The sequence below is a fragment of the Vibrio sp. KUL78 genome (assembly GCF_059725505.1).
In genome coordinates this window covers 150,065-175,813 of the sequence record NZ_AP045837.1, presented here as the reverse complement: position 1 = coordinate 175,813, position 25,749 = coordinate 150,065, and the positions used below count along the sequence as shown (strand labels likewise).

The 25,749-nt window shown below is 47.6% G+C and carries 12 protein-coding genes, 4 tRNA genes, 7 rRNA genes, 1 pseudogene and 1 riboswitch; of the genes and pseudogenes, 4 read left to right on the top strand and 20 right to left on the bottom strand.

The genetic code is table 11. From position 1 onward, the window contains the following. Nucleotides 1–35: 35 nt before the first annotated feature. Nucleotides 36–1,928, top strand: coding sequence for an AsmA family protein (locus tag AC6I8Y_RS00845; RefSeq protein ID WP_498020639.1), 1,893 nt, complete (start codon nt 36–38; stop codon nt 1,926–1,928). A 35-nt stretch (nt 1,929–1,963) separates the two neighbouring features. On the opposite strand, the pseudogene AC6I8Y_RS00840 reads toward AC6I8Y_RS00845, so the two are convergent. The 15 genes and pseudogenes from AC6I8Y_RS00840 to AC6I8Y_RS00770 all read right to left on the bottom strand — a co-directional run bounded on the left by AC6I8Y_RS00840 (nt 1,964) and on the right by AC6I8Y_RS00770 (nt 16,910). Next, nucleotides 1,964–2,883, bottom strand: a pseudogene (locus AC6I8Y_RS00840) (bifunctional GNAT family N-acetyltransferase/hotdog fold thioesterase). A gap of 38 nt (nt 2,884–2,921) precedes the next feature. Beyond that, nucleotides 2,922–3,356 carry a D-aminoacyl-tRNA deacylase gene (gene dtd, locus AC6I8Y_RS00835; protein WP_042478575.1) on the bottom strand — a complete coding sequence of 145 codons (435 nt, stop codon included), beginning with the start codon at nt 3,354–3,356 and terminating at the stop codon, nt 2,922–2,924. Beyond that, nucleotides 3,328–4,263, bottom strand: coding sequence for a virulence factor BrkB family protein (locus tag AC6I8Y_RS00830; protein WP_498020638.1), 936 nt, complete (start codon nt 4,261–4,263; stop codon nt 3,328–3,330). The genes dtd and AC6I8Y_RS00830 overlap by 29 nt, the downstream gene beginning before the upstream one ends. A gap of 7 nt (nt 4,264–4,270) precedes the next feature. Continuing rightward, the gene (locus tag AC6I8Y_RS00825; protein WP_498020637.1) at nt 4,271–4,855 is read right to left on the bottom strand and encodes an AAA family ATPase; all 585 of its coding nucleotides are present in this window, start codon (nt 4,853–4,855) and stop codon (nt 4,271–4,273) included. Nucleotides 4,856–5,810: 955 nt separating this feature from the next. Then, nucleotides 5,811–5,926: ribosomal RNA gene (gene rrf, locus AC6I8Y_RS00820) — 5S ribosomal RNA — on the bottom strand. Between the two features lie 47 nt (nt 5,927–5,973). Further along, nucleotides 5,974–6,049, bottom strand: a tRNA-Thr gene (locus tag AC6I8Y_RS00815). Between the two features lie 63 nt (nt 6,050–6,112). After that, nucleotides 6,113–6,228: ribosomal RNA gene (rrf, locus tag AC6I8Y_RS00810) — 5S ribosomal RNA — on the bottom strand. A gap of 127 nt (nt 6,229–6,355) precedes the next feature. After that, nucleotides 6,356–9,241: ribosomal RNA gene (locus AC6I8Y_RS00805) — 23S ribosomal RNA — on the bottom strand. Between the two features lie 322 nt (nt 9,242–9,563). After that, a tRNA-Ala gene (locus AC6I8Y_RS00800) sits at nt 9,564–9,639 on the bottom strand. 40 nt (nt 9,640–9,679) lie between these two features. Beyond that, nucleotides 9,680–9,756: transfer RNA gene (locus tag AC6I8Y_RS00795), tRNA-Ile, on the bottom strand. Nucleotides 9,757–9,822: 66 nt separating this feature from the next. Beyond that, nucleotides 9,823–11,375 (bottom strand): 16S ribosomal RNA (locus tag AC6I8Y_RS00790). 381 nt (nt 11,376–11,756) lie between these two features. Beyond that, nucleotides 11,757–11,872: ribosomal RNA gene (rrf, locus tag AC6I8Y_RS00785) — 5S ribosomal RNA — on the bottom strand. A 127-nt stretch (nt 11,873–11,999) separates the two neighbouring features. Next, nucleotides 12,000–14,887, bottom strand: a 23S ribosomal RNA gene (locus AC6I8Y_RS00780). A gap of 331 nt (nt 14,888–15,218) precedes the next feature. Next, a tRNA-Glu gene (locus AC6I8Y_RS00775) sits at nt 15,219–15,294 on the bottom strand. Between the two features lie 64 nt (nt 15,295–15,358). Then, nucleotides 15,359–16,910: ribosomal RNA gene (locus tag AC6I8Y_RS00770) — 16S ribosomal RNA — on the bottom strand. The 16S, 23S and 5S rRNA genes sit together here with 4 tRNA genes alongside, the layout of an rRNA operon. A gap of 588 nt (nt 16,911–17,498) precedes the next feature. Between AC6I8Y_RS00770 and AC6I8Y_RS00765 the strand changes: the two genes are divergently transcribed. Further along, nucleotides 17,499–17,951, top strand: coding sequence for an RNA recognition motif domain-containing protein (locus AC6I8Y_RS00765; RefSeq protein ID WP_128648374.1), 453 nt, complete (start codon nt 17,499–17,501; stop codon nt 17,949–17,951). Here the strand turns inward: AC6I8Y_RS00765 and murI are convergent. The 3 genes from murI to AC6I8Y_RS00750 form a co-directional block, all read right to left on the bottom strand. Then, a complete protein-coding gene (gene murI, locus AC6I8Y_RS00760; RefSeq protein ID WP_394153809.1) occupies nt 17,908–18,705 on the bottom strand; it encodes a glutamate racemase in 798 nt (265 codons plus the stop codon). The two genes, AC6I8Y_RS00765 and murI, sit on opposite strands and share 44 nt — an antisense overlap. An 80-nt stretch (nt 18,706–18,785) precedes the next feature. Further along, a complete protein-coding gene (locus AC6I8Y_RS00755; protein WP_498020636.1) occupies nt 18,786–19,445 on the bottom strand; it encodes a Dph6-related ATP pyrophosphatase in 660 nt (219 codons plus the stop codon). 50 nt (nt 19,446–19,495) lie between these two features. Then, on the bottom strand, nt 19,496–21,346 hold the full coding sequence (locus tag AC6I8Y_RS00750) for a TonB-dependent receptor domain-containing protein (RefSeq protein ID WP_498020635.1): 1,851 nt from the start codon (nt 21,344–21,346) through the stop codon (nt 19,496–19,498). A gap of 55 nt (nt 21,347–21,401) precedes the next feature. Beyond that, nucleotides 21,402–21,611, bottom strand: a riboswitch (cobalamin riboswitch). Between the two features lie 155 nt (nt 21,612–21,766). Here AC6I8Y_RS00750 and trmA point away from each other — a divergent pair. Continuing rightward, the gene (trmA, locus tag AC6I8Y_RS00745; RefSeq protein ID WP_128648371.1) at nt 21,767–22,876 is read left to right on the top strand and encodes a tRNA (uridine(54)-C5)-methyltransferase TrmA; all 1,110 of its coding nucleotides are present in this window, start codon (nt 21,767–21,769) and stop codon (nt 22,874–22,876) included. 66 nt (nt 22,877–22,942) lie between these two features. Here trmA and AC6I8Y_RS00740 read toward each other — a convergent pair whose 3' ends face one another. Then, a complete protein-coding gene (locus tag AC6I8Y_RS00740; protein WP_042477902.1) occupies nt 22,943–23,314 on the bottom strand; it encodes a YijD family membrane protein in 372 nt (123 codons plus the stop codon). Further along, complete coding sequence (gene fabR, locus AC6I8Y_RS00735; protein WP_252013052.1) at nt 23,314–23,955, bottom strand: HTH-type transcriptional repressor FabR; 642 nt, start codon at nt 23,953–23,955, stop codon at nt 23,314–23,316. Before fabR ends, AC6I8Y_RS00740 begins: the two co-directional genes overlap by 1 nt. Nucleotides 23,956–24,337: 382 nt before the next feature. On the opposite strand from fabR, the gene sthA reads away from it, so the two are divergent. Continuing rightward, the gene (gene sthA, locus AC6I8Y_RS00730) at nt 24,338–25,738 is read left to right on the top strand and encodes a Si-specific NAD(P)(+) transhydrogenase (RefSeq protein ID WP_252013051.1); all 1,401 of its coding nucleotides are present in this window, start codon (nt 24,338–24,340) and stop codon (nt 25,736–25,738) included. Nucleotides 25,739–25,749 lie beyond the last annotated feature (11 nt).

Sequence of the window (25,749 nt, the reverse complement as noted above, 5' to 3'; positions counted from 1 at the left end):
TTATTGTTTATGTTGAAAGCTTGGACATACGTTTCGTGGTAAGAAAGATTGTTGCGCTGTTTGTCGCCATATTGGCACTGGGTCTATTGACCATATTGATCGTGTTCGGTTTACTGCATACCCAATATGCAAAACCGATGGTGGTCTACACCCTGGATAAAGGACTCGGCATTCACGTTAAAAGCGAATCGATTCAATACCATTATCCAAATCAGGTCACTTTCCAGAACGCTCGATTTGAGCTTCCTGATAAGCAGCCTGTGGAAGTCGCTGAGCTTTCCGTCTGGCTATCTACTCAGCTCTCTACCAAACAGCCGATCACTATTCATGAGCTTTTGATCGACGGCGCATCATTATCCGCATTACAGACACCATCAATTACGCTGCTAAAACAATGGCAGATCGAGAATATCGCACTCGATCATATTGATTACAGCCATGGCGAGATGATCATCAATGATCTTCGACTACAGCTAACCGGTATCGAGCTTGGTGATAGTGTCATAACAAGCAAAGGAAACGTGCAGCTTCAAGCCTCTCAGTTCTACTATCAAGGCTCTTCGCTGCGAAACCTATTAGTCGATGGAGAGTTGGATGGCGATAACAGCAAAATACTCGGAGCCTCGTTTACATGGAATAAATCCAGTATCTCGACACAAGCACAAATACAAAATGGACGTTGGTCACTGGTCAATACCACAATAGATCGATTGGACTTAGATGCCACAGCCCAAGACGATCCATTACTTTCAATTCTTAAGGAGCACGTGGGTCATATCAATAGCTTAGATATTCTTAACTCAACGCTAAGCAATAATGATATGACCGTCGACAACATCAGCGCTTCTTTAGAAAACATTGATTTGGATAAATCGCTTTGGAAACAATCCGAAGCCTATATCTCTGTTGATGCCGACCAACTCATATGGCGCGGCTTTGAGTTCATCGAACCAACTCTAGAGGTTTACGCAAATGAAGAGCGAATAGAAATTGCGGACCTCGACACCCAACTAGAGCAAGGTCGCATCCAGCTTTCCGGCTACGTGAAGCCCAATGAAATAAAGCTCGATAATCTTGAAGTAGATGGCGTTAAATACATTCAAGAGGGAGACAAGCCTTCTCTATTAGACCTGTTTGCAGATGTGAGCATTGATGATCTCAAATCCGTCGCCATTGATCGCGTTGCCATCAACCGCTCACAATGGATTCAGCTTTCGACAAAGCCATTTTGGCAAGTCACTGGATTTAATATGGAAGCCTCTGACTTACTGCTAAAAAGAGACTATCAATGGGGGCTATGGCAGGGCAAAGCAACAGCGTCGGCTAATAGCGCCAGTATTGATAAGATACTGGCTAACCAGATCATCATGGAGACAGAAAGCAAAGAAGGAAAATGGCAGTTAAACCGTCTCTTCATCCCATTCGAGCAAGGCTACATTACCTCGACGGCAAGTTTAGATTTTGGTGCACCGAGTCAGCCTCTCGCACTTAATGCGAAAGCATTTTCCCTCCCTCTCGCATTGACGCAGTACTTGTTTGATTCTGATGAAATTCAGCTGACAGGTACCGCGGATTTAGACCTCGATATCAGTGCCCTTATCGCAGATAACCTCTCTCTTTCGCAGACGCTGTCAGGCAGCCTGAGCAGCAGCTTTTACAACACTGAAATCCAAACCCGACATTCGGAGCAGCCTCAAGCACTGGAGGTTACGCCGCTCAAGATGACGGCTGACAGAGGGGTAATAGAGTTGGAGCCACTCGAAATATCGGGAGTGGGCATTGAGGGCTCTGCGGGCGATTCAATAGACCTTCATTCTCAGTCGATGCAAGCGGTCACCATTAGGTTAGCCGAGACTTGTAAAGCCGAGTATGAACTGCATATTTTGACCGGAGAGGTGGTCTCCTTTCCTCTAGACACCTGTCCTTAAACAAAACCCCTATCCATGAGATAGGGGCTTTTCTACTAGCTCGATAGCAGCTTGTCTTGGTAGTTGGGTAACAGCATATAGGTCCCAACGAACTCCACCGCGGGGCTATCACCACTATAGATGGTGACATTGATGACGATACGTGCCTTTTTACCTGCCGCAAGCCTATCCAAGTCACCACTAATCCCATCAAGAGACGTAACCGAAACAGGACTAGATTCCACTGGGTGTTTGTAGCGAATACGACTGTCCGCCAAAACAATATCAGCAACCAATCCGCGCTCACGCATAAGCAGCCATGTCATTCCCCACCCAGTTAGGGTTGCTAGGGTAAATGCCGAACCGGCAAACATGGTGTTATGAGGGTTCAGATTAGGGTTCAGCTGGGCACTACACTCAAAGCGATAGCCTGTGTACTGATTGATCTTGATGCCCATCTTGTCGCTGATTGGGATCTGTTGCTCCCAGCGGTCTTGCAACTCGGCGCACCATTCCGGACGTCGTAGCACTTTTGCAAGCGGATCAAGTTGTTTGACCATCTGTTGGTGGCGGACCGGGCCCTTCTGATCGTTGAGCTCTCCTGACTACTAAACCCATTGGTTTCGTAGAAGGAGATAGCATCCTCTCGAGCATTACAAACGAGTCTCTTAACGCCCTCTTGACGAGCAAAAGACTCCAGAGCAACGAGTACTAAAGACCCCATACCCTTGTTACGTCGGCTATTTTTAACCGCCATATAGCGAATCTGACCTTCGTTGTCTGGGGTAATGTACAAGCGACCGATTGCCATAGGTCTTCCTCGACCATCGACAATCATGCGGTGATGACTCATTTCATCATACTCATCGCGCTCCGAACCCACAGGCAAACGCCACGGCTCTCGCAGCATTTGCCAACGGAAGTGGTAATACTTGGCGAGTTGATTCTCAGTCTTTGGAGTAATGAGTTTAAACATAGATATCCTTTCGCATGTAAACCTAAAGCGTTACTCGTTTATACCTGCAACCAAAAAGTTACGGGACCATCATTCACTAGCGACACCTTCATATCCGCGGCAAATTGCCCACGCTCTGTAGGCAGTATCTCTAGGCAACGATCCGAAAAATAGTCGTAAAGGCGCTCTGCATCAGCTGGATGCGCACCTCTTGAGAAGCCCGCTCGAGTACCTTTCTTTGTATCGGCTGGAAGCGTAAATTGCGATACCACTAAGACGCTACCACCAACATCCTTCACACTCAGATTCATCTTACCGGCGTCATCTTCAAAAACACGGTAAGTGGTGACACGCTCGACTAGGCGCTTCGCCTTAGCTTCGTCATCTTCCTTCTCTACGCCAAGTAGCACTAATAAGCCCTTGCCGATCTCACCAACTACTTCGCCGTCTACTTTGACAGAGGACTCACTCACTCTCTGTATCAGTGCTATCACTTAGTCGTTCCTTTTTGGTGAATTCTTTTTGATTGGCTGTCGATTGTAACATGGTGCACTTTGGTCGCCAGTGTTCTTTCTCTCCAAGTGCTGCGGTAAACTCCGCGCCAATTAACACGATGAACCAACACAGGTAAATCCACAAAAACAGAATTGGGATTGCCGCAATAGCCCCATAGATAAGCTGATAAGACGGAAACTGGGTAATGTAATATGCGAAGCCCTTCTTACTGATTTCAAACAGCAGCGTGGCTATCACAGCGCCTATTAATGCATGACTCAGATAGACCTTTTTATTAGGTACCAACATGTAAAGCCCAGTAAATGCCAGCATCGCTAGAAACGCAGGGAGCCAATTAATGAAGAAGCTAAACGCTCCGCTTAGGATTTGGTGTTCAAGTATCTTTAATGACGTGACATAAGAGGTACCAACAATACTGGCACCCACCAAAATAGGCCCAAGAGTCAGAATCATCCAATACATCGAGAATGAAAATACCCGGCGACGTTTCTTTTTGACTCGCCAGATATAGTTAAGGTTGTTATCTATATTGGAGATAAGCGTCACTGCAGCGACAAACAAAAACGCACTACCTATCGCCGTCATCCTTCCGGTGTTAGAAACGAATTCAGTTAATGCACCATAGACCGCATCCCCGGCTGCTGGTACAAAATGTTGAATGATGAAGTTCTGTAGTGTCTCACCAACATTAGCAAAGATAGGAAAAGACGATAGTACCGACAGCAATACCGTCAGCATAGGAACGATAGAAAGCAGGGTAATATAAGCAAGATAACCCGCATTCACGTTGACCCTATCGTGAGCCATGCGCTGCACGAGATAGCGAACAAAGCTTACTAAGATAGAGATTGGCTGAATAAATTGTTGGGGGATTTTGTCGCGCATGTTCAATCTAGCACTCCTTGCTAACTTGTGTTGCGATAACGTCAGTTGTGAGCTGATTCTTACACTGATTTAAAACAAACTCGACTCGCTTAGCTACTGACATTAAAGGAACTTCAATAACTCTATATCCCAAGCTTTGATAAGTGTCGCAAAGTGATTCGTGAATGCTTAGAGCTTCTTCGAAGGGATACGGGCGTACATCATCTTGGATATAGGTCTCTAGAGTAGGCTTACAAAACAGGACGACTTTTTGATAACCATTAGCTGCCTCGCTGCCAATAGTTTCTGACACCGGTAAGTCTCCAAATGATAGATAGGCGCAGACATCAGGGATGGCACGGTCAACAAAGCTTAGTTGTTGATACAGCTGTGCTTTGTTTCGCTGATCCAGCATTTGCTCAAAACACATATCCGCAAATAAACCAAGCTGCTGCCAAGGCAATACGCCACCTTCAAGCTTAGACTGCTCTTCTATGAGTAATCGCGGGATCTCTGGATATACGTCGTAGCCCTCGTTTCCTAAAGCCTCTAGAAGCGTTGTTTTTCCTGATCCAGGACCACCTGAGATAATAAAGGGTAATGTCGCACTCATAATACATAGCTAATTCAGTAACATGATTAAAGTTTAACTTAAACCGTCAAGGTATTGTGAGTCAGAGTTGAAATAGTAGAGGAGTAATTGAATAAATAAGAAAGTATGCGGATACAAAGCACCCCAGCAAATGCTGAGGCGCGGAATTAAAGCTTGGCGATGTCCTACTCTCACATGGGCGGTGCGGCGATCCGCAAGCACACTCTACCTTTCTTATTGAGACATCAAATCTACAAACGACAGATATGAAAACGCCCCAGCTTATGCTGAGGCGTGGAAATAAAAGTCTGGCGATGTCCTACTCTCACATGGGCGGTGCGGCGATCCGCAAGCACACTCTACCTTTCTTATTGAGACATCAAATCTACAAACGACAGTTATGAAAACGCCCCAGCTTATGCTGAGGCGTGGAAATAAAAGTCTGGCGATGTCCTACTCTCACATGGGCGGTGCGGCGATCCGCAAGCACACTCTACCTTTCTTATTGAGACATCAAATCTACAAACGACAGATATGAAAACGCCCCAGCTTATGCTGAGGCGTGGAAATAAAAGTCTGGCGATGTCCTACTCTCACATGGGCGGTGCGGCGATCCGCAAGCACACTCTACCTTTCTTATTGAGACATCAAATCTACAAACGACAGATATGAAAACGCCCCAGCTTATGCTGAGGCGTGGAAATAAAAGTCTGGCGATGTCCTACTCTCACATGGGCGGTGCGGCGATCCGCAAGCACACTCTACCTTTCTTATTGAGACATCAAATCTACAAACGACAGATATGAAAACGCCCCAGCTTATGCTGAGGCGTGGAAATAAAAGTCTGGCGATGTCCTACTCTCACATGGGCGGTGCGGCGATCCGCAAGCACACTCTACCTTTCTTATTGAGACATCAAATCTACAAACGACAGATATGAAAACGCCCCAGCTTATGCTGAGGCGTGGAAATAAAAGTCTGGCGATGTCCTACTCTCACATGGGGAAGCCCCACACTACCATCGGCGCTATTGCGTTTCACTTCTGAGTTCGGCATGGAATCAGGTGGGTCCACAATGCTATGGTCGCCAAACAAAATCTTGCTTGGTGCACCTTGCTCTGCAAGATGACTCTAAATACTGGTGCTGATACCCAGACTCGAACTGGGGACCTCATCCTTACCAAGGATGCGCTCTACCACCTGAGCTATATCAGCATAGTGGTTGTCCTTCAGGACTAAAAAAGCCCGTCTTTTCAAACGGGCTCTTTAAAATTCAAAGCCTGGCGATGTCCTACTCTCACATGGGGAAGCCCCACACTACCATCGGCGCTATTGCGTTTCACTTCTGAGTTCGGCATGGAATCAGGTGGGTCCACAACGCTATGGTCGCCAAGCAAATTCTGTTTTGCCTTCAGATTTTCTGAAAATCTGAAAACAATAAATCTGGAAAGCTGTTAATGCGTTCTCATACACATTCAATTTGTTCTTGCTTTGAGTCCATCAAAACCCTTTGGGTGTTGTATGGTTAAGCCTCACGGGCAATTAGTACAGGTTAGCTCAACGCCTCACAACGCTTACACACCCTGCCTATCAACGTTCTAGTCTCGAACAACCCTTTAGGACACTTAAAGTGCCAGGGAAGACTCATCTCAGGGCTCGCTTCCCGCTTAGATGCTTTCAGCGGTTATCGATTCCGAACTTAGCTACCGGGCAATGCGTCTGGCGACACAACCCGAACACCAGAGGTTCGTCCACTCCGGTCCTCTCGTACTAGGAGCAGCCCCCTTCAATCTTCCAACGCCCACGGCAGATAGGGACCGAACTGTCTCACGACGTTCTAAACCCAGCTCGCGTACCACTTTAAATGGCGAACAGCCATACCCTTGGGACCGACTTCAGCCCCAGGATGTGATGAGCCGACATCGAGGTGCCAAACACCGCCGTCGATATGAACTCTTGGGCGGTATCAGCCTGTTATCCCCGGAGTACCTTTTATCCGTTGAGCGATGGCCCTTCCATTCAGAACCACCGGATCACTATGACCTGCTTTCGCACCTGCTCGAATTGTCATTCTCGCAGTCAAGCGGGCTTATGCCATTGCACTAACCTCACGATGTCCAACCGTGATTAGCCCACCTTCGTGCTCCTCCGTTACTCTTTGGGAGGAGACCGCCCCAGTCAAACTACCCACCAGGCACTGTCCGCAGCCCCGATAAGGGGCCAACGTTAGAACATCAACACTACAAGGGTGGTATTTCAAGGACGGCTCCACTAATACTGGCGTACTAGTTTCAAAGCCTCCCACCTATCCTACACATGTAGGGTCAATGTTCAGTGCCAAGCTGTAGTAAAGGTTCACGGGGTCTTTCCGTCTAGCCGCGGGTACACTGCATCTTCACAGCGATTTCAATTTCACTGAGTCTCGGGTGGAGACAGCGTGGCCATCATTACGCCATTCGTGCAGGTCGGAACTTACCCGACAAGGAATTTCGCTACCTTAGGACCGTTATAGTTACGGCCGCCGTTTACCGGGGCTTCGATCAAGAGCTTCGACCGAAGTCTAACCCCATCAATTAACCTTCCGGCACCGGGCAGGCGTCACACCGTATACGTCATCTTACGATTTTGCACAGTGCTGTGTTTTTAATAAACAGTTGCAGCCACCTGGTATCTGCGACTCCCCATAGCTCCATCCGCAAGGGACTTCACCGCGAGGAGCGTACCTTCTCCCGAAGTTACGGTACCATTTTGCCTAGTTCCTTCACCCGAGTTCTCTCAAGCGCCTTGGTATTCTCTACCCGACCACCTGTGTCGGTTTGGGGTACGATTCCTTACAATCTGAAGCTTAGAGGCTTTTCCTGGAAGCATGGCATCAATGACTTCACTACCGTAGTAGCTCGACATCGTGTCTCAGCCTTAAAGAGAGCCGGATTTACCTAACTCTCAAGCCTACGCACTTGAACCTGGACAACCGTCGCCAGGCCCACCTAGCCTTCTCCGTCCCCCCATCGCAATTGTAAGAAGTACGGGAATATTAACCCGTTTCCCATCGACTACGCCTTTCGGCCTCGCCTTAGGGGTCGACTCACCCTGCCCCGATTAACGTTGGACAGGAACCCTTGGTCTTCCGGCGAGGAGGTTTTTCACCCCCTTTATCGTTACTCATGTCAGCATTCGCACTTCTGATACCTCCAGCAGACCTTACAGTCCACCTTCAACGGCTTACAGAACGCTCCCCTACCCAATATACAAAGTATATTGCCGCAGCTTCGGTTTATAGCTTAGCCCCGTTACATCTTCCGCGCAGGCCGACTCGACTAGTGAGCTATTACGCTTTCTTTAAATGATGGCTGCTTCTAAGCCAACATCCTAGCTGTCTAAGCCTTCCCACATCGTTTCCCACTTAGCTATAATTTGGGACCTTAGCTGGCGGTCTGGGTTGTTTCCCTCTCACGACGGACGTTAGCACCCGCCGTGTGTCTCCCGGATAGTACTTACTGGTATTCGGAGTTTGCAAAGGGTTGGTAAGTCGGGATGACCCCTAGCCTTAACAGTGCTCTACCCCCAGTAGTATTCGTCCGAGGCTCTACCTAAATAGATTTCGGGGAGAACCAGCTATCTCCAGGTTTGATTGGCCTTTCACCCCTAGCCACAAGTCATCCGCTAATTTTTCAACATTAGTCGGTTCGGTCCTCCAGTTGATGTTACTCAACCTTCAACCTGCCCATGGCTAGATCACCTGGTTTCGGGTCTATATCCAGAGACTGAACGCCCAGTTAAGACTCGGTTTCCCTACGGCTCCCCTAAACGGTTAACCTTGCCACTGAATATAAGTCGCTGACCCATTATACAAAAGGTACGCAGTCACACCACGAAGGTGCTCCTACTGCTTGTACGTACACGGTTTCAGGTTCTATTTCACTCCCCTCACAGGGGTTCTTTTCGCCTTTCCCTCACGGTACTGGTTCACTATCGGTCAGTCAGTAGTATTTAGCCTTGGAGGATGGTCCCCCCATATTCAGACAGGATATCACGTGTCCCGCCCTACTCGATTTCACTGATGATGAGATGTCGGTTACGGGGCTATCACCCTGTATCGCGGCACTTTCCAGAGCCTTCACCTGTCTCATTAAAAGCTTAAGGGCTAATCCAATTTCGCTCGCCGCTACTTTCGGAATCTCGGTTGATTTCTCTTCCTCGGGGTACTTAGATGTTTCAGTTCCCCCGGTTCGCCTCGCTGAGCTATGTATTCACTCAGCGATACCTACTTATGTAGGTGGGTTTCCCCATTCAGGAATCTCAGACTCACAGGTTATTACTACCTAATCTGAGCTTATCGCAAGTTATTACGCCTTTCATCGCCTCTGACTGCCAAGGCATCCACCGTGTACGCTTAGTCACTTAACCATACAACCCCAAAGGGTCTTTCTATTTGTCTTCACTTTTGAAAAGTGAAAGCAAACGGTCAAACAACCAAAGTTGTCTGCATTTTTATACATGTGCAGACTCGATTTTGCCGGACTCCAAATATGAATCACTTTCGTGATTCCCAAGAACACTTGAATGTGTGTTGGTACCTAAATGATTACATCATCTAGGATTTGAGAACTTTTAATTGAATAACATTAATCAAATGTTATTCGTCAGCTTTCCAAATTTTTAAAGAGCTAATCACTTCGTAATGAAGTAACCATTTTTAAGAATTCTCGATAGAGAAAACGCTTAAAGATGGTGGAGCTATGCGGGATCGAACCGCAGACCTCCTGCGTGCAAGGCAGGCGCTCTCCCAGCTGAGCTATAGCCCCATCAGTGTGATGCTTACCGCCAATCATCTGGGAGGAAGATTGGTGGGTCTGAGTGGACTTGAACCACCGACCTCTCGCTTATCAGGCGAACGCTCTAACCACCTGAGCTACAGACCCAAGCATCGTCTTTAATTCATAAACCGTATCAATCTGTGTGAACACTCATCGCAATAATCTTTCGTATAAGGAGGTGATCCAGCCCCAGGTTCCCCTAGGGCTACCTTGTTACGACTTCACCCCAGTCATGAACCACAAAGTGGTGAGCGTCCTCCCGAAGGTTAAACTACCCACTTCTTTTGCAGCCCACTCCCATGGTGTGACGGGCGGTGTGTACAAGGCCCGGGAACGTATTCACCGTGGCATTCTGATCCACGATTACTAGCGATTCCGACTTCATGGAGTCGAGTTGCAGACTCCAATCCGGACTACGACGCACTTTTTGGGATTCGCTCACTTTCGCAAGTTGGCCGCCCTCTGTATGCGCCATTGTAGCACGTGTGTAGCCCTACTCGTAAGGGCCATGATGACTTGACGTCGTCCCCACCTTCCTCCGGTTTATCACCGGCAGTCTCCCCTGGAGTTCCCACCCGAAGTGCTGGCAAACAAGGATAAGGGTTGCGCTCGTTGCGGGACTTAACCCAACATTTCACAACACGAGCTGACGACAGCCATGCAGCACCTGTCTCAGAGTTCCCGAAGGCACCAAAGCATCTCTGCTAAGTTCTCTGGATGTCAAGAGTAGGTAAGGTTCTTCGCGTTGCATCGAATTAAACCACATGCTCCACCGCTTGTGCGGGCCCCCGTCAATTCATTTGAGTTTTAATCTTGCGACCGTACTCCCCAGGCGGTCTACTTAACGCGTTAGCTCCGAAAGCCACGGCTCAAGGCCACAACCTCCAAGTAGACATCGTTTACGGCGTGGACTACCAGGGTATCTAATCCTGTTTGCTCCCCACGCTTTCGCATCTGAGTGTCAGTATCTGTCCAGGGGGCCGCCTTCGCCACCGGTATTCCTTCAGATCTCTACGCATTTCACCGCTACACCTGAAATTCTACCCCCCTCTACAGTACTCTAGTCAGCCAGTTTCAAATGCAGTTCCGAGGTTGAGCCCCGGGCTTTCACATCTGACTTAACTAACCACCTGCATGCGCTTTACGCCCAGTAATTCCGATTAACGCTCGCACCCTCCGTATTACCGCGGCTGCTGGCACGGAGTTAGCCGGTGCTTCTTCTGTCGCTAACGTCAAACGATGCAGCTATTAACTACAACGCCTTCCTCACGACTGAAAGTGCTTTACAACCCGAAGGCCTTCTTCACACACGCGGCATGGCTGCATCAGGCTTGCGCCCATTGTGCAATATTCCCCACTGCTGCCTCCCGTAGGAGTCTGGACCGTGTCTCAGTTCCAGTGTGGCTGATCATCCTCTCAGACCAGCTAGGGATCGTCGCCTTGGTGAGCCATTACCTCACCAACTAGCTAATCCCACCTGGGCATATCCTGACGCGAGAGGCCCGAAGGTCCCCCTCTTTGAGCCGAAGCTATTATGCGGTATTAGCCATCGTTTCCAATGGTTATCCCCCACATCAGGGCAATTTCCCAGGCATTACTCACCCGTCCGCCGCTCGACGCCGTTAACGTTCCCCGAAGGTTCAGTTAACTCGTTTCCGCTCGACTTGCATGTGTTAGGCCTGCCGCCAGCGTTCAATCTGAGCCATGATCAAACTCTTCAATTTAAGATTTTGTCGGCTCAATGAATACTGACTTTAAACTACCTTAGTAATCTAAAGCTATTATCGTTCCAACAGAACGATAATGAATTGACTGTGCCAAGTCTTTCGACTTGATTGGTCACTCAGTTCATTGAAAACCTAATTTGAAACCCCTCTTTATTAAGAGAAGAATCTAATTTGATTATCATCAACGAGTGCCCACACAGATTGATAGGTTTATATTGTTAAAGAGCAATTCTCTAAAAAGAGAGAGCTTTCAGCACCTTAAGTGCCTCAGCGAGGTGCGTATAATACGCTTCCCACTTTGAAAGTCAACATAAAACTCTAAGAAAACTTAAAGATTTATGGTGACTTGCTTAGATACTAAGCAAGTGCGAAATTAAAGCCTGGCGATGTCCTACTCTCACATGGGGAAGCCCCACACTACCATCGGCGCTATTGCGTTTCACTTCTGAGTTCGGCATGGAGTCAGGTGGGTCCACAACGCTATGGTCGCCAAGCAAATTCTGTTTTGCCTTCAGATTTTCTGAAAATCTGAAAACAATAAATCTGGAAAGCTGTTAATGCGTTCTCATACACATTCAATTTGTTCTTGCTTTGAGTCCATCAAAACCCTTTGGGTGTTGTATGGTTAAGCCTCACGGGCAATTAGTACAGGTTAGCTCAACGCCTCACAACGCTTACACACCCTGCCTATCAACGTTCTAGTCTCGAACAACCCTTTAGGACACTTAAAGTGCCAGGGAAGACTCATCTCAGGGCTCGCTTCCCGCTTAGATGCTTTCAGCGGTTATCGATTCCGAACTTAGCTACCGGGCAATGCGTCTGGCGACACAACCCGAACACCAGAGGTTCGTCCACTCCGGTCCTCTCGTACTAGGAGCAGCCCCCTTCAATCTTCCAACGCCCACGGCAGATAGGGACCGAACTGTCTCACGACGTTCTAAACCCAGCTCGCGTACCACTTTAAATGGCGAACAGCCATACCCTTGGGACCGACTTCAGCCCCAGGATGTGATGAGCCGACATCGAGGTGCCAAACACCGCCGTCGATATGAACTCTTGGGCGGTATCAGCCTGTTATCCCCGGAGTACCTTTTATCCGTTGAGCGATGGCCCTTCCATTCAGAACCACCGGATCACTATGACCTGCTTTCGCACCTGCTCGAATTGTCATTCTCGCAGTCAAGCGGGCTTATGCCATTGCACTAACCTCACGATGTCCAACCGTGATTAGCCCACCTTCGTGCTCCTCCGTTACTCTTTGGGAGGAGACCGCCCCAGTCAAACTACCCACCAGGCACTGTCCGCAGCCCCGATAAGGGGCCAACGTTAGAACATCAACACTACAAGGGTGGTATTTCAAGGACGGCTCCAACGATACTGGCGTACCGTCTTCAAAGCCTCCCACCTATCCTACACATGTAGGGTCAATGTTCAGTGCCAAGCTGTAGTAAAGGTTCACGGGGTCTTTCCGTCTAGCCGCGGGTACACTGCATCTTCACAGCGATTTCAATTTCACTGAGTCTCGGGTGGAGACAGCGTGGCCATCATTACGCCATTCGTGCAGGTCGGAACTTACCCGACAAGGAATTTCGCTACCTTAGGACCGTTATAGTTACGGCCGCCGTTTACCGGGGCTTCGATCAAGAGCTTCGACCGAAGTCTAACCCCATCAATTAACCTTCCGGCACCGGGCAGGCGTCACACCGTATACGTCATCTTACGATTTTGCACAGTGCTGTGTTTTTAATAAACAGTTGCAGCCACCTGGTATCTGCGACTCCCCATAGCTCCATCCGCAAGGGACTTCACCGCGAGGAGCGTACCTTCTCCCGAAGTTACGGTACCATTTTGCCTAGTTCCTTCACCCGAGTTCTCTCAAGCGCCTTGGTATTCTCTACCCGACCACCTGTGTCGGTTTGGGGTACGATTCCTTACAATCTGAAGCTTAGAGGCTTTTCCTGGAAGCATGGCATCAATGACTTCACTACCGTAGTAGCTCGACATCGTGTCTCAGCCTTAAAGAGAGCCGGATTTACCTAACTCTCAAGCCTACGCACTTGAACCTGGACAACCGTCGCCAGGCCCACCTAGCCTTCTCCGTCCCCCCATCGCAATTGTAAGAAGTACGGGAATATTAACCCGTTTCCCATCGACTACGCCTTTCGGCCTCGCCTTAGGGGTCGACTCACCCTGCCCCGATTAACGTTGGACAGGAACCCTTGGTCTTCCGGCGAGGAGGTTTTTCACCCCCTTTATCGTTACTCATGTCAGCATTCGCACTTCTGATACCTCCAGCAGACCTTACAGTCCACCTTCAACGGCTTACAGAACGCTCCCCTACCCAATATACAAAGTATATTGCCGCAGCTTCGGTTTATAGCTTAGCCCCGTTACATCTTCCGCGCAGGCCGACTCGACTAGTGAGCTATTACGCTTTCTTTAAATGATGGCTGCTTCTAAGCCAACATCCTAGCTGTCTAAGCCTTCCCACATCGTTTCCCACTTAGCTATAATTTGGGACCTTAGCTGGCGGTCTGGGTTGTTTCCCTCTCCACGACGGACGTTAGCACCCGCCGTGTGTCTCCCGGATAGTACTTACTGGTATTCGGAGTTTGCAAAGGGTTGGTAAGTCGGGATGACCCCCCTAGCCTTAACAGTGCTCTACCCCCAGTAGTATTCGTCCGAGGCTCTACCTAAATAGATTTCGGGGAGAACCAGCTATCTCCAGGTTTGATTGGCCTTTCACCCCTAGCCACAAGTCATCCGCTAATTTTTCAACATTAGTCGGTTCGGTCCTCCAGTTGATGTTACTCAACCTTCAACCTGCCCATGGCTAGATCACCTGGTTTCGGGTCTATATCCAGAGACTGAACGCCCAGTTAAGACTCGGTTTCCCTACGGCTCCCCTAAACGGTTAACCTTGCCACTGAATATAAGTCGCTGACCCATTATACAAAGGTACGCAGTCACACCACGAAGGTGCTCCTACTGCTTGTACGTACACGGTTTCAGGTTCTATTTCACTCCCCTCACAGGGGTTCTTTTCGCCTTTCCCTCACGGTACTGGTTCACTATCGGTCAGTCAGTAGTATTTAGCCTTGGAGGATGGTCCCCCCATATTCAGACAGGATATCACGTGTCCCGCCCTACTCGATTTCACTGATGATGAGATGTCGGTTACGGGGCTATCACCCTGTATCGCGGCACTTTCCAGAGCCTTCACCTGTCTCATTAAAAGCTTAAGGGCTAATCCAATTTCGCTCGCCGCTACTTTCGGAATCTCGGTTGATTTCTCTTCCTCGGGGTACTTAGATGTTTCAGTTCCCCCGGTTCGCCTCGCTGAGCTATGTATTCACTCAGCGATACCTACTTATGTAGGTGGGTTTCCCCATTCAGGAATCTCAGACTCAAAGGTTATTACTACCTAATCTGAGCTTATCGCAAGTTATTACGCCTTTCATCGCCTCTGACTGCCAAGGCATCCACCGTGTACGCTTAGTCACTTAACCATACAACCCCAAAGGGTCTTTCTATTTGTCTTCACTTTTGAAAAGTGAAAGCAAACGGTCAAACAACCAAAGTTGTCTGCATTTTTATACATGTGCAGACTCGATTTTGCCGGACTCAAATATGAATAGCTTTCGCTATTCCCAAGAACACTTGAATGTGTGTTTGGTACCTAATTCTCTTATGTTTCAAAGAAAGTTAGGATTTGAGAACTTTTAAATGAATAACATTAATCAAATGTTATTCGTCAGCTTTCCAAATTTTTAAAGAGCTAATCACTTCGTAATGAAGTAACCATTTTTAAGAATTCTCGATAGAGAAAACGCTTAAAGATGGTATCCCGTAGGGGAGTCGAACCCCTGTTACCGCCGTGAAAGGGCGGTGTCCTAGGCCTCTAGACGAACGGGACACGGTGTCTTAAATCTATAAACCAATCAATCTGTGTGAACACTCATCGCAATAATCTATTCGTATAAGGAGGTGATCCAGCCCCAGGTTCCCCTAGGGCTACCTTGTTACGACTTCACCCCAGTCATGAACCACAAAGTGGTGAGCGTCCTCCCGAAGGTTAAACTACCCACTTCTTTTGCAGCCCACTCCCATGGTGTGACGGGCGGTGTGTACAAGGCCCGGGAACGTATTCACCGTGGCATTCTGATCCACGATTACTAGCGATTCCGACTTCATGGAGTCGAGTTGCAGACTCCAATCCGGACTACGACGCACTTTTTGGGATTCGCTCACTTTCGCAAGTTGGCTGCCCTCTGTATGCGCCATTGTAGCACGTGTGTAGCCCTACTCGTAAGGGCCATGATGACTTGACGTCGTCCCCACCTTCCTCCGGTTTATCACCGGCAGTCTCCCTGGAGTTCCCACCCGAAGTGCTGGCAAACAAGGATAAGGGTTGCGCTCGTTGCGGGACTTAACCCAACATTTCACAACACGAGCTGACGACAGCCATGCAGCACCTGTCTCAGAGTTCCCGAAGGCACCAAAGCATCTCTGCTAAGTTCTCTGGATGTCAAGAGTAGGTAAGGTTCTTCGCGTTGCATCGAATTAAACCACATGCTCCACCGCTTGTGCGGGCCCCCGTCAATTCATTTGAGTTTTAATCTTGCGACCGTACTCCCCAGGCGGTCTACTTAACGCGTTAGCTCCGAAAGCCACGGCTCAAGGCCACAACCTCCAAGTAGACATCGTTTACGGCGTGGACTACCAGGGTATCTAATCCTGTTTGCTCCCCACGCTTTCGCATCTGAGTGTCAGTATCTGTCCAGGGGGCCGCCTTCGCCACCGGTATTCCTTCAGATCTCTACGCATTTCACCGCTACACCTGAAATTCTACCCCCCTCTACAGTACTCTAGTCAGCCAGTTTCAAATGCAGTTCCGAGGTTGAGCCCCGGGCTTTCACATCTGACTTAACTAACCACCTGCATGCGCTTTACGCCCAGTAATTCCGATTAACGCTCGCACCCTCCGTATTACCGCGGCTGCTGGCACGGAGTTAGCCGGTGCTTCTTCTGTCGCTAACGTCAAACGATGCAGCTATTAACTACACCGCCTTCCTCACGACTGAAAGTGCTTTACAACCCGAAGGCCTTCTTCACACACGCGGCATGGCTGCATCAGGCTTGCGCCCATTGTGCAATATTCCCCACTGCTGCCTCCCGTAGGAGTCTGGACCGTGTCTCAGTTCCAGTGTGGCTGATCATCCTCTCAGACCAGCTAGGGATCGTCGCCTTGGTGAGCCATTACCTCACCAACTAGCTAATCCCACCTGGGCATATCCTGACGCGAGAGGCCCGAAGGTCCCCCTCTTTGAGCCGAAGCTATTATGCGGTATTAGCCATCGTTTCCAATGGTTATCCCCCACATCAGGGCAATTTCCCAGGCATTACTCACCCGTCCGCCGCTCGACGCCGTTAACGTTCCCCGAAGGTTCAGTTAACTCGTTTCCGCTCGACTTGCATGTGTTAGGCCTGCCGCCAGCGTTCAATCTGAGCCATGATCAAACTCTTCAATTTAAGATTTTGTCGGCTCAATGAATACTGACTTTAAACTACCTTAGTAATCTAAAGCTATTATCGTTCCAACAGAACGATAATGAATTGACTGTGCCAAGTCTTTCGACTTGATTGGTCACTCAGTTCATTGAAAACCTAATTTGATACCAAGGTATCTAATTTGATTATCATCAACGAGTGCCCACACAGATTGATAGGTCTATATTTTTAAAGAACATTTTCTAACTCTCGAGCCGCTTCGCGTCTCGTCGTTAGGGGTGCGTATCTTACGCTTCCCGTGTTAAGAGTCAAGCGTTTTTTCAAACTTTCTTTTCTCTCTCAACCGACGCCGCTTTGTGACTTTCGTCTCACTCCGTGTCGGTGAGGCGGCATTATAGAGATCACTCCATCGATGACAAGTGTTTTTTCCAAATTAATTTCCGTTCGTTCAAAAAGCCATCAAAGACCGCGTTTCTCGATAAAAATTCAACATTTGAAATACATCACACCAATTAATTGGAAAAATAACCCTCAACTACGTAATATTCTTGTATCTATTTGTTAACGATAGATGCCATTATTCGTCAATAAGATAAGTAGTACTTTAATATGGACTCCAATAAATCTCTTTTTCTGGTTATAGCTATCGCTATTTTGGGCGGTATTGTGTTTTCACAGTTCGCCGACATTCCACCAGCTGTTGCTTTTGTTCTTGGTGTAGTAGCCACATTTTTCGTTGTTAAGTTTTCCTCTGCTGCGCCTTCTACCTCAACAGACTCTTCTCAATCTACTAAAACGCTTTATGTGGGTAATCTTCCATACAAAGCGAATGAATCCCATGTGAAGGAGTTATTTGCTGAGCACGGTGAAGTTTTTGCTGTAAGGCTAATGAAGGATAAACGCACAGGTAAGCGCCGTGGGTTTGGTTTCGTTGTTATGGCAAGCTCCGATGCTGAGGGTGCGATCGAAGCGCTCAATGAAAAGGATTATATGCAGCGTACTTTAAAGGTGCGCATTGCTAACGATCCGAAACATCCAGAGTCATCAGTTGAACAGGACTAAAGCCAAGTTGCTTTAACGTAATATTTAGTGCTTCTTCTTGATAAGGGGAAGCACTACTATACACCTCTCTTCTTCCGTAACCTTTCTCTCGCTCTCTTATTTCAAGCAAGCTTTCTACTCTGCGTGCTATCGCTGAACCTGAATCCACCAACTCAACGTTACCACCGAGAACGATAGATATCTCTTGTTTGATTAATGGGAAGTGGGTACACCCTAAAACGGCAACGTCGATATTGCCAATCAAAGGACTTAGTATCTCTCTAAGTTGCTCAAGATCGATCGTTTGATTTCTTAGTTTCTTTTCCGCCATATCGACAAGCTGGCTATTACCAAGCAGCTTAACATCTTTGTCGTCTGCAAAATCTCGAATTAAGTCGTGAGTATACTGGCGCGTGATTGTCGCTGGAGTGGCAATGAGCCCAACCGCTTTTTTCGATAGTAATGAAGCGGGTTTGATCGCCGGGACAACTCCGACAACTGGAATACTCAGTAACTCTCTCAAGTGCGGGAGCACTATCGTACTCGCGGTATTACAGGCGATAACCACGATATCGATGGATTCACGAACCATCATCTTTCTAACCAAGCGACACGTTCTGTCCACCAGCACATCTGGTGCCAACTCGCCATAAGGGTAGGCTTCGTTGTCAAAGAGATAAAAGTAGTTTTCGCTGGGTAATAGTGAGGCGATCTCTTGAAACACCGAGAGACCACCAACACCAGAATCGAACATTAGGATGTTTTTTCTATTCATCGTTATCGTATTAAGCTTATGTTGCCCGTTCGAACACATGATACTTCACTACTGAATAGACGGTAAACCTGTCATGAGCTCTAAGATGCGACTTCGTACCTAAGGTGGCTAAAGCGCTGTGCTGTTTCTACTGAGTAAGATTGAATCTCTATAGGGTGGCTAAAGTACTTCGAGTTACAAACTAGAGTGTGAAACTCACCATCCTCGCCACATGGGTCAACATCCGTTGGCAATCCATCAATCAGTTCACGTGAATATCGTTTTCCGCAAAGTGATTCTGAGAGTACATTTCTATCTACAGTGACCAGAACGGTTTCGATTCCCCTATCTAGAATTTCGTTTGCCAAATCATGGCTGTCTTCACCCACTAGTGGGAACACCGCTTCTAGTCCCGCAGGTTCGACATAGCTGCGCCGATACTCCACGATCCCGTTGCAGAACATATCGCCAAACGCAATGCCCTCTACGTTCAAGCCAGACGCCTTTACGCCCTCTATAACGAGTGACTGATACACGTCATTAGCGGGGAACACTTCCGGCAGTTCAATAGTCACCAAAGGCATGCCTAATCTATCGGCTTGCATTTGGACTACGTCTAGAGGAGTTACCTGGAAAGGGACTTCGCCTTTGACATGGGTAGTGTATAAACCAACAACGTTATAGTCGGATGATTCCATTAGGCGTTCGAAGGTGAGTGTGGAGTCTTTGCCAGAGGACCAGCTGATGATGACGTTTTTCATGGATTCTCCCAAAAAGAAAAACCGCCTCGCGATTGGAGGCGGCGTTTTGGTTAAAATTCGTATATCGCGTTTACATAGTAGTTACGCTCTGGCGTTTTATAGCCGCTTGCTGTTTCGTACTCTTCATTTAGAAGGTTGCCAACTTTAGCGCCTAGGCTAAGCCCATTATCAAAATAATAAGTACCAGCAATATCTACTAAAGAGTATGGATCTAACACTCTGGTGTTTGAAGCATCATCGTAACGCTTCCCTTGATACAGGTAACTCAAGTCAAATCGCCACGCAGCGATGTTGTACGATGCGTTCCACTTGCCGCTGTGACGTGCTCGTCTCACAAGGTCTTTCCCGGTTGTATCGTCTTTTGCATCCAGATAGTCGTAGGAAACTTGATGATCAATAGGGCCAGTATGGAAGCTTGTCGCTACTTCAATACCTTTAATCTTTGCCTTATTGATGTTGACGTTCGTTGAGCCATTACTGGCGATCATTTTGTCTACGTCACTTTGATACGCCGCTAAACGGAAACCTGCAATATCGTAGTCGCCTTCAATTGCAATCTCTGACGTTTGCGACTCCTCAGGAACAAGGTTTGGATTACCCTCGTAACATCCCCAAGGTCCACACTCTTTTGGCCAGTATAGGTCATTAAATGTTGGCGCTTTGAAGGCTGTGCCATGCAACGCTACAAGCTTAATACTCTCTGTTACGTTGACGCCACCGCCAAGCTGATAAGTGGTGTAGTTACCATAAGCACTATTGTCATCGAATCGCACGTTACCTTCCAATGACACAATGCCTTGGGTATAAATAGCGCCAGCAAAGACTGCCCCATTATCTCTAGAGTCTTTAGTCATCGCTTTGGTGGTGTTATCCACTTTATCTTGATACCAATCAATACCACCTAGCACTTTCAGCTGCTCACTGACTTGTAGATTGTTATTCCAGTTAACCGCGACTCTATTGGTTGAGATTGTACCCTCAGCAGCACCTTGGCCATAAGATTTAGCTTTATCTTGGTTCGTGGTCAACGCAAGCGAAGAATCAAAATTGTTGCGGGTATACTCTCCAGCAAAACTGAGACTGTATAAGTCGCTATCCGTTTTATCTACACCCGTCCAAGGGTTGTCGTATTCGACATTGTGCTTTTGATAGTAACCGTTCGCTTTTAGAAGCCACAGTTGATTCAGTCGCTTACCCGTATCTAGAACCAGATATTGACTTGTGTAACCATCATCGTCTGCATCAATTGGGTTACTACTCGTTGGTTGCACGTTATAACCGTTACTAGACTGGTGAGTGGCGGTCAGGTTCAGCCATCCTGTACGTGCATCACCTAAAGATAATGTCCCACCTACGTTGTAGCTTCCGAAGCTTCCAAACCCGGCTCTTACCTTGTTTGATGAACCATTAGGGTTTGTCGTGATTACGTTAACGACGCCACTTACGGCATCTGAACCATACACTGCTGCTCGAGCGCCTCTAATCACTTCAATACGCTGAACACCATCAAGAGGGATTGCCGAAAGATTTGCAGCGCCGGTTGTGGCACTGCCGATACGTACACCATTAATGAGTACTAGGGTGTTTTTAGTTGAACGGCCTCGAACGTAAAGCTCTGTGTTTTGCCCAACACCACCTTGGTTAGCAATCTGAATACCCGGTAGTCGTCGTAATACCTCAGAGAGTGATTTTGCCTGAATGGCATCGATTTCTTGTCGAGTCACGACCTCCACGGGCGCGAGCACGTCTTTTAATTGTTGCTCAACGCGGTTCGCGGTTACCACCACGGTTTCATCCGCTTGTGGGGAGTTTGTACTTGGGCTCGATACTTCTGCCAGTGAAAAAGAAGCATAAGAAGAGAGCGATGCAGCCACTGCTATCGCCAAAAATGATTTGTTCATTCGTTATGTTGTCCTAAATCGCGTAAGTCCTTACGACTCGAGCATTCCTTTTATTACATCGAGTCGATTGCTGGCAGGTATTCGGACTTTAGAGCAGAGGGATAATGCCTATCCACGCCTACTACCTCGACTTCCCGTTTGTTCCACAGTGTCTTCTTGAGGGTTCGTTCTCTATTACCGCTGCGCGTCAGTTCTGGAGTTACACCAGATTCCCTTTTCAGTGAGAGTCGTTGTTGATTCTCACACCAGCTAGGAACGCATGTTATTAACTGATTGATTATTTGTCCATAACGGATTGAACTAAGCTATAAATGCACGGTTAGAATGCGAGACAATTCGGGGAAACACTGGACAACGACGGGAGATTGAATAAAATCTGCCCTCCTTTTAGATAACTCATTACGACGATAGGCAATTACCATGGCAAATCTCGACTTCACACCAGAAGGCTATCAAGTTCAACTTGAAGAAAAATCTCAACGTTTGATCGATATGATGGCGCCGTATTCTGCTCCTGAGCTCGAAGTATTTACTTCACCAGAAAAGCACTATCGCATGCGTGCCGAATTCCGCGTATGGCACGAGGGTGACGACATGTACTACATCATGTTTAACCAAGAGACTCGTGAGAAGTACCGCGTTGATCAGTTCCCAGCCGCTAGCCGTCTTATCAACGACCTAATGCCGCTGCTGATGGATGCCATGAAAGGTAATGAGGTTCTGAGAAAGAAACTATTCCAGGTTGATTTCCTATCGACAATGAGCGGCGAAATCCTTGTGTCTCTTCTTTACCATCGCCAACTTGATGATGCATGGAAAGAGCAAGCGCAAGCATTGAAGCAACGTCTGAATGATGAGGGCTTTAAGCTGAATCTAATTGGGCGTGCTCGTAAGATGAAGATAGTGATGGACCAAGACTATGTTGTAGAGACGCTGCATGTAAATGGTCAGCCATACCACTACCAGCAAGTAGAGAACAGCTTCACTCAGCCAAACGGTCCGGTCGCACAAAAGATGCTGGAATGGGCCGTCGACTGTACTCAAGACAGCAAGGGTGACCTACTAGAACTTTATTGCGGTAACGGTAACTTCTCATTGGCGCTGGCGCAAAACTTCGAACGCGTGCTAGCTACTGAGTTAGCAAAACCATCGGTAGAGTCAGCACAATACAACATTGCAGCGAACAAGATTGATAACGTACAGATCATTCGTATGTCAGCAGAAGAGTTCACAGAAGCAATGGAAGGTAAGCGTGAGTTTCGACGCCTGCAACAACAAAACGTTGATCTGAAGAGTTACAACTGCAACACGATTTTCGTTGATCCACCGCGTGCAGGCATGGATATCGATACCTGTAAGATGGTTCAAGGCTATGAGCGTATTCTATATATCTCTTGTAACCCAGAAACCCTAAAAGACAACCTAGATGTGTTAGGTGAAACTCACCACATCACACGCTTTGCACTTTTTGACCAGTTCCCGTTCACTCATCATATTGAAGCGGGTGTATTGCTAGAGCGTAAAGCCTAAGTATCAAACCTCCACTACAAAAAACGAGCCATTCGCGGCTCGTTTTTTATTTCCCAAGAAGCACTCTTATGCTTCTTTGAGGATGTAACCCATCTTTTTGCCAATCCAAAACAGCAATACTAACACCACCATGATGGCGAAGAAGTTGGAACCCGCATCTGGATACTGCGCCTTGGTAAAGGCAGAGTGGCCAAATGCGCCCACAAAGAAAGCCGCTAGACCCACTAGTGGGAAATCTTCTGGGATTGGGTTTTTAAGGTACTCTTGATAAAGAGCTTGCACTGACAGCACAAGAGCAATCAGTGGGAAAATTGAGAACGTCACTTCGCTGACTGTCAGCCAAGACAACATTGCATTACCACACATACCTGCAATAAGTGCGAGTACTAGGGTTTTCTTGCCGCTATCGCGGTTTTCGGAGGACACTTCATTGGACATTAGTTCGACCCTTCTTTTTGACGGTTTCTTTCACGTTCTTTGCGATACCAGTGTGCACCTTTGGCCACTATCCTTAGTTGGACAATTAACCTCTCCGCCAGTTCATATCTTTCTTTTTTGCTGAGGTCTAATGCCTCTGCTCCTGAACTGAACACGAGAACGACAGAAGCCTCTGCTTGTGCAAATGCCTCGTCGCGGTCCATACCTGTGCTAACCAGATACTCGGTTAACTCAGCCGAAAAATGTTGGATCTCTCGGGCCACCGCGGCACGAAAATCGAAAGAGGTTCCAGAGCGTTCGCGTAGCAATAAGCGGAACACGTTGGGACTGCTTTCTATAAACTCCATAAACGTCTCGACCGAAGTACGGATCACACTGCCTTCTTTGACAATACGTTGGCGCGCTTGTCTCATTAACTGCCTGAGCAGCAGCCCCCCTTCATCTACCATGGTCAATCCAAGCTCATCCATATCTTTAAAGTGACGATAGAAAGAGGTTGGAGCGATACCGGCTTCGCGCGCGACTTCACGTAAGCTCAAGTTCGAAAAACTGCGATCAGCACTCAATTGGCTAAAAGCAGCATCGATCAATGAACGACGCGTTTTTTCTTTTTGTTGTGCACGAATACCCATTGATTTCATGTATAACCTAGATGCTCTTGTTAGTTACCATCGATGACGGCAATTGAGGGAGTGCTTGTAATATAGCGCGAATAGTCACTTTGTATAAGTGTGTGAATAGCGATTTTTATCAAAAACGCTTACGCATCTCAATTCATTAACCTATGGCTCTACTCGAGTAAGTGTCACTACTTTACATACATCAAACGTTTATCCGATGCTAAGTCTCAATAAAACTGCGTGATCTTTCACACTCTATTCGTGCAGTAATATTTACCTAAGTTAATAATCCGTTAAAATTTCGCCATTGTTAGTGTAAGAACCCTAAGCATCGTTGGTATGGCTAGAAGCCTTGATGGTTTATCTAGGAGCCAAACGGTGTGGAAAACAACGAGGATACTATATGAGTCGCTCCAAACATTTTGATGCCATCGTGATAGGCAGTGGTCCGGGTGGTGAAGGTGCTGCTATGGGGCTGACTAAAGCTGGCCTAAACGTCGCGATCATCGAAAAAGAGAGCAGCGTTGGTGGTGGGTGTACACACTGGGGAACCATCCCTTCTAAAGCTTTGCGTCATGCAGTCAGCCGCATCATTGAGTTCAACAGCAACCCTCTATTTTGCGGCAATAACACCAGTCTGCATTCAACGTTTTCCAATATTCTAGGGCACGCTAAAACTGTCATCGATAAACAGACTAGATTGCGCCAAGGTTTCTACGACCGCAATGAATGTACCCTACTTTACGGCACTGCGCGCTTCGTTAGCGAGAATAGTCTAGAGGTGACCAAGTCAGATGGCACTGTCGATACGTATTCTGCAGACAAGTTTGTTATCGCAACAGGTTCAAGACCTTACCGCCCAGCAGATGTCGACTTTAACCATCCACGCATCTATGACAGCGACTCAATTTTGTCACTTGAGCACGATCCAAGACACATCATCATCTATGGGGCTGGTGTGATTGGTTGTGAATACGCGTCGATTTTCCGTGGTTTGGATGTGAAAACCGATCTTATCAATACGCGTGAACGTCTCTTAGCGTTTCTAGACAATGAGATGTCGGACTCTCTGTCCTATCACTTCTGGAATAGTGGCATGATGATTCGCAACGATGAAACTTACGCCAAGATTGAAGGCACTGAAGATGGCGTGATTATCCATCTAAACTCCGGCAAGAAGATGCGTGCCGACTGCCTACTGTATGCCAACGGTCGTACCGGTAACACCGATGCGCTTAACCTAGACGCGGTGGGCCTAGTCGCTGACTCTCGTGGACAGCTTAAAGTCGATACGAATTATCAAACCGAAGTGTCTCATATCTACGCAGTGGGGGATGTGATTGGCTACCCTAGCCTAGCAAGCGCGGCGTATGACCAAGGTCGATTTGTTGCACAGGCGATTACGCGTGGCGAGGCTGAAGGTAAGTTGATTGAAGATATCCCAACAGGTATCTACACCATTCCAGAGATCAGCTCAGTCGGTAAAACCGAGCAAGAGTTAACGGAAGCCAAAATCCCTTATGAGGTAGGTCGCTCTTCGTTCAAACATCTCGCGCGCGCACAGATCGCAGGCAAAGATGTAGGAAGCTTGAAGATCCTATTCCATAGAGAAACGAAAGAAATCCTAGGTATTCACTGCTTTGGTGAGCGCGCCGCAGAAATCATTCACATCGGCCAAGCGATCATGGAGCAGAAAGGTGAAGCAAACACCATCGAGTATTTTGTGAATACTACCTTTAACTATCCAACCATGGCAGAAGCATATCGTGTTGCTGCGCTTAACGGCTTAAACCGATTGTTCTAAGTTCATTGGCG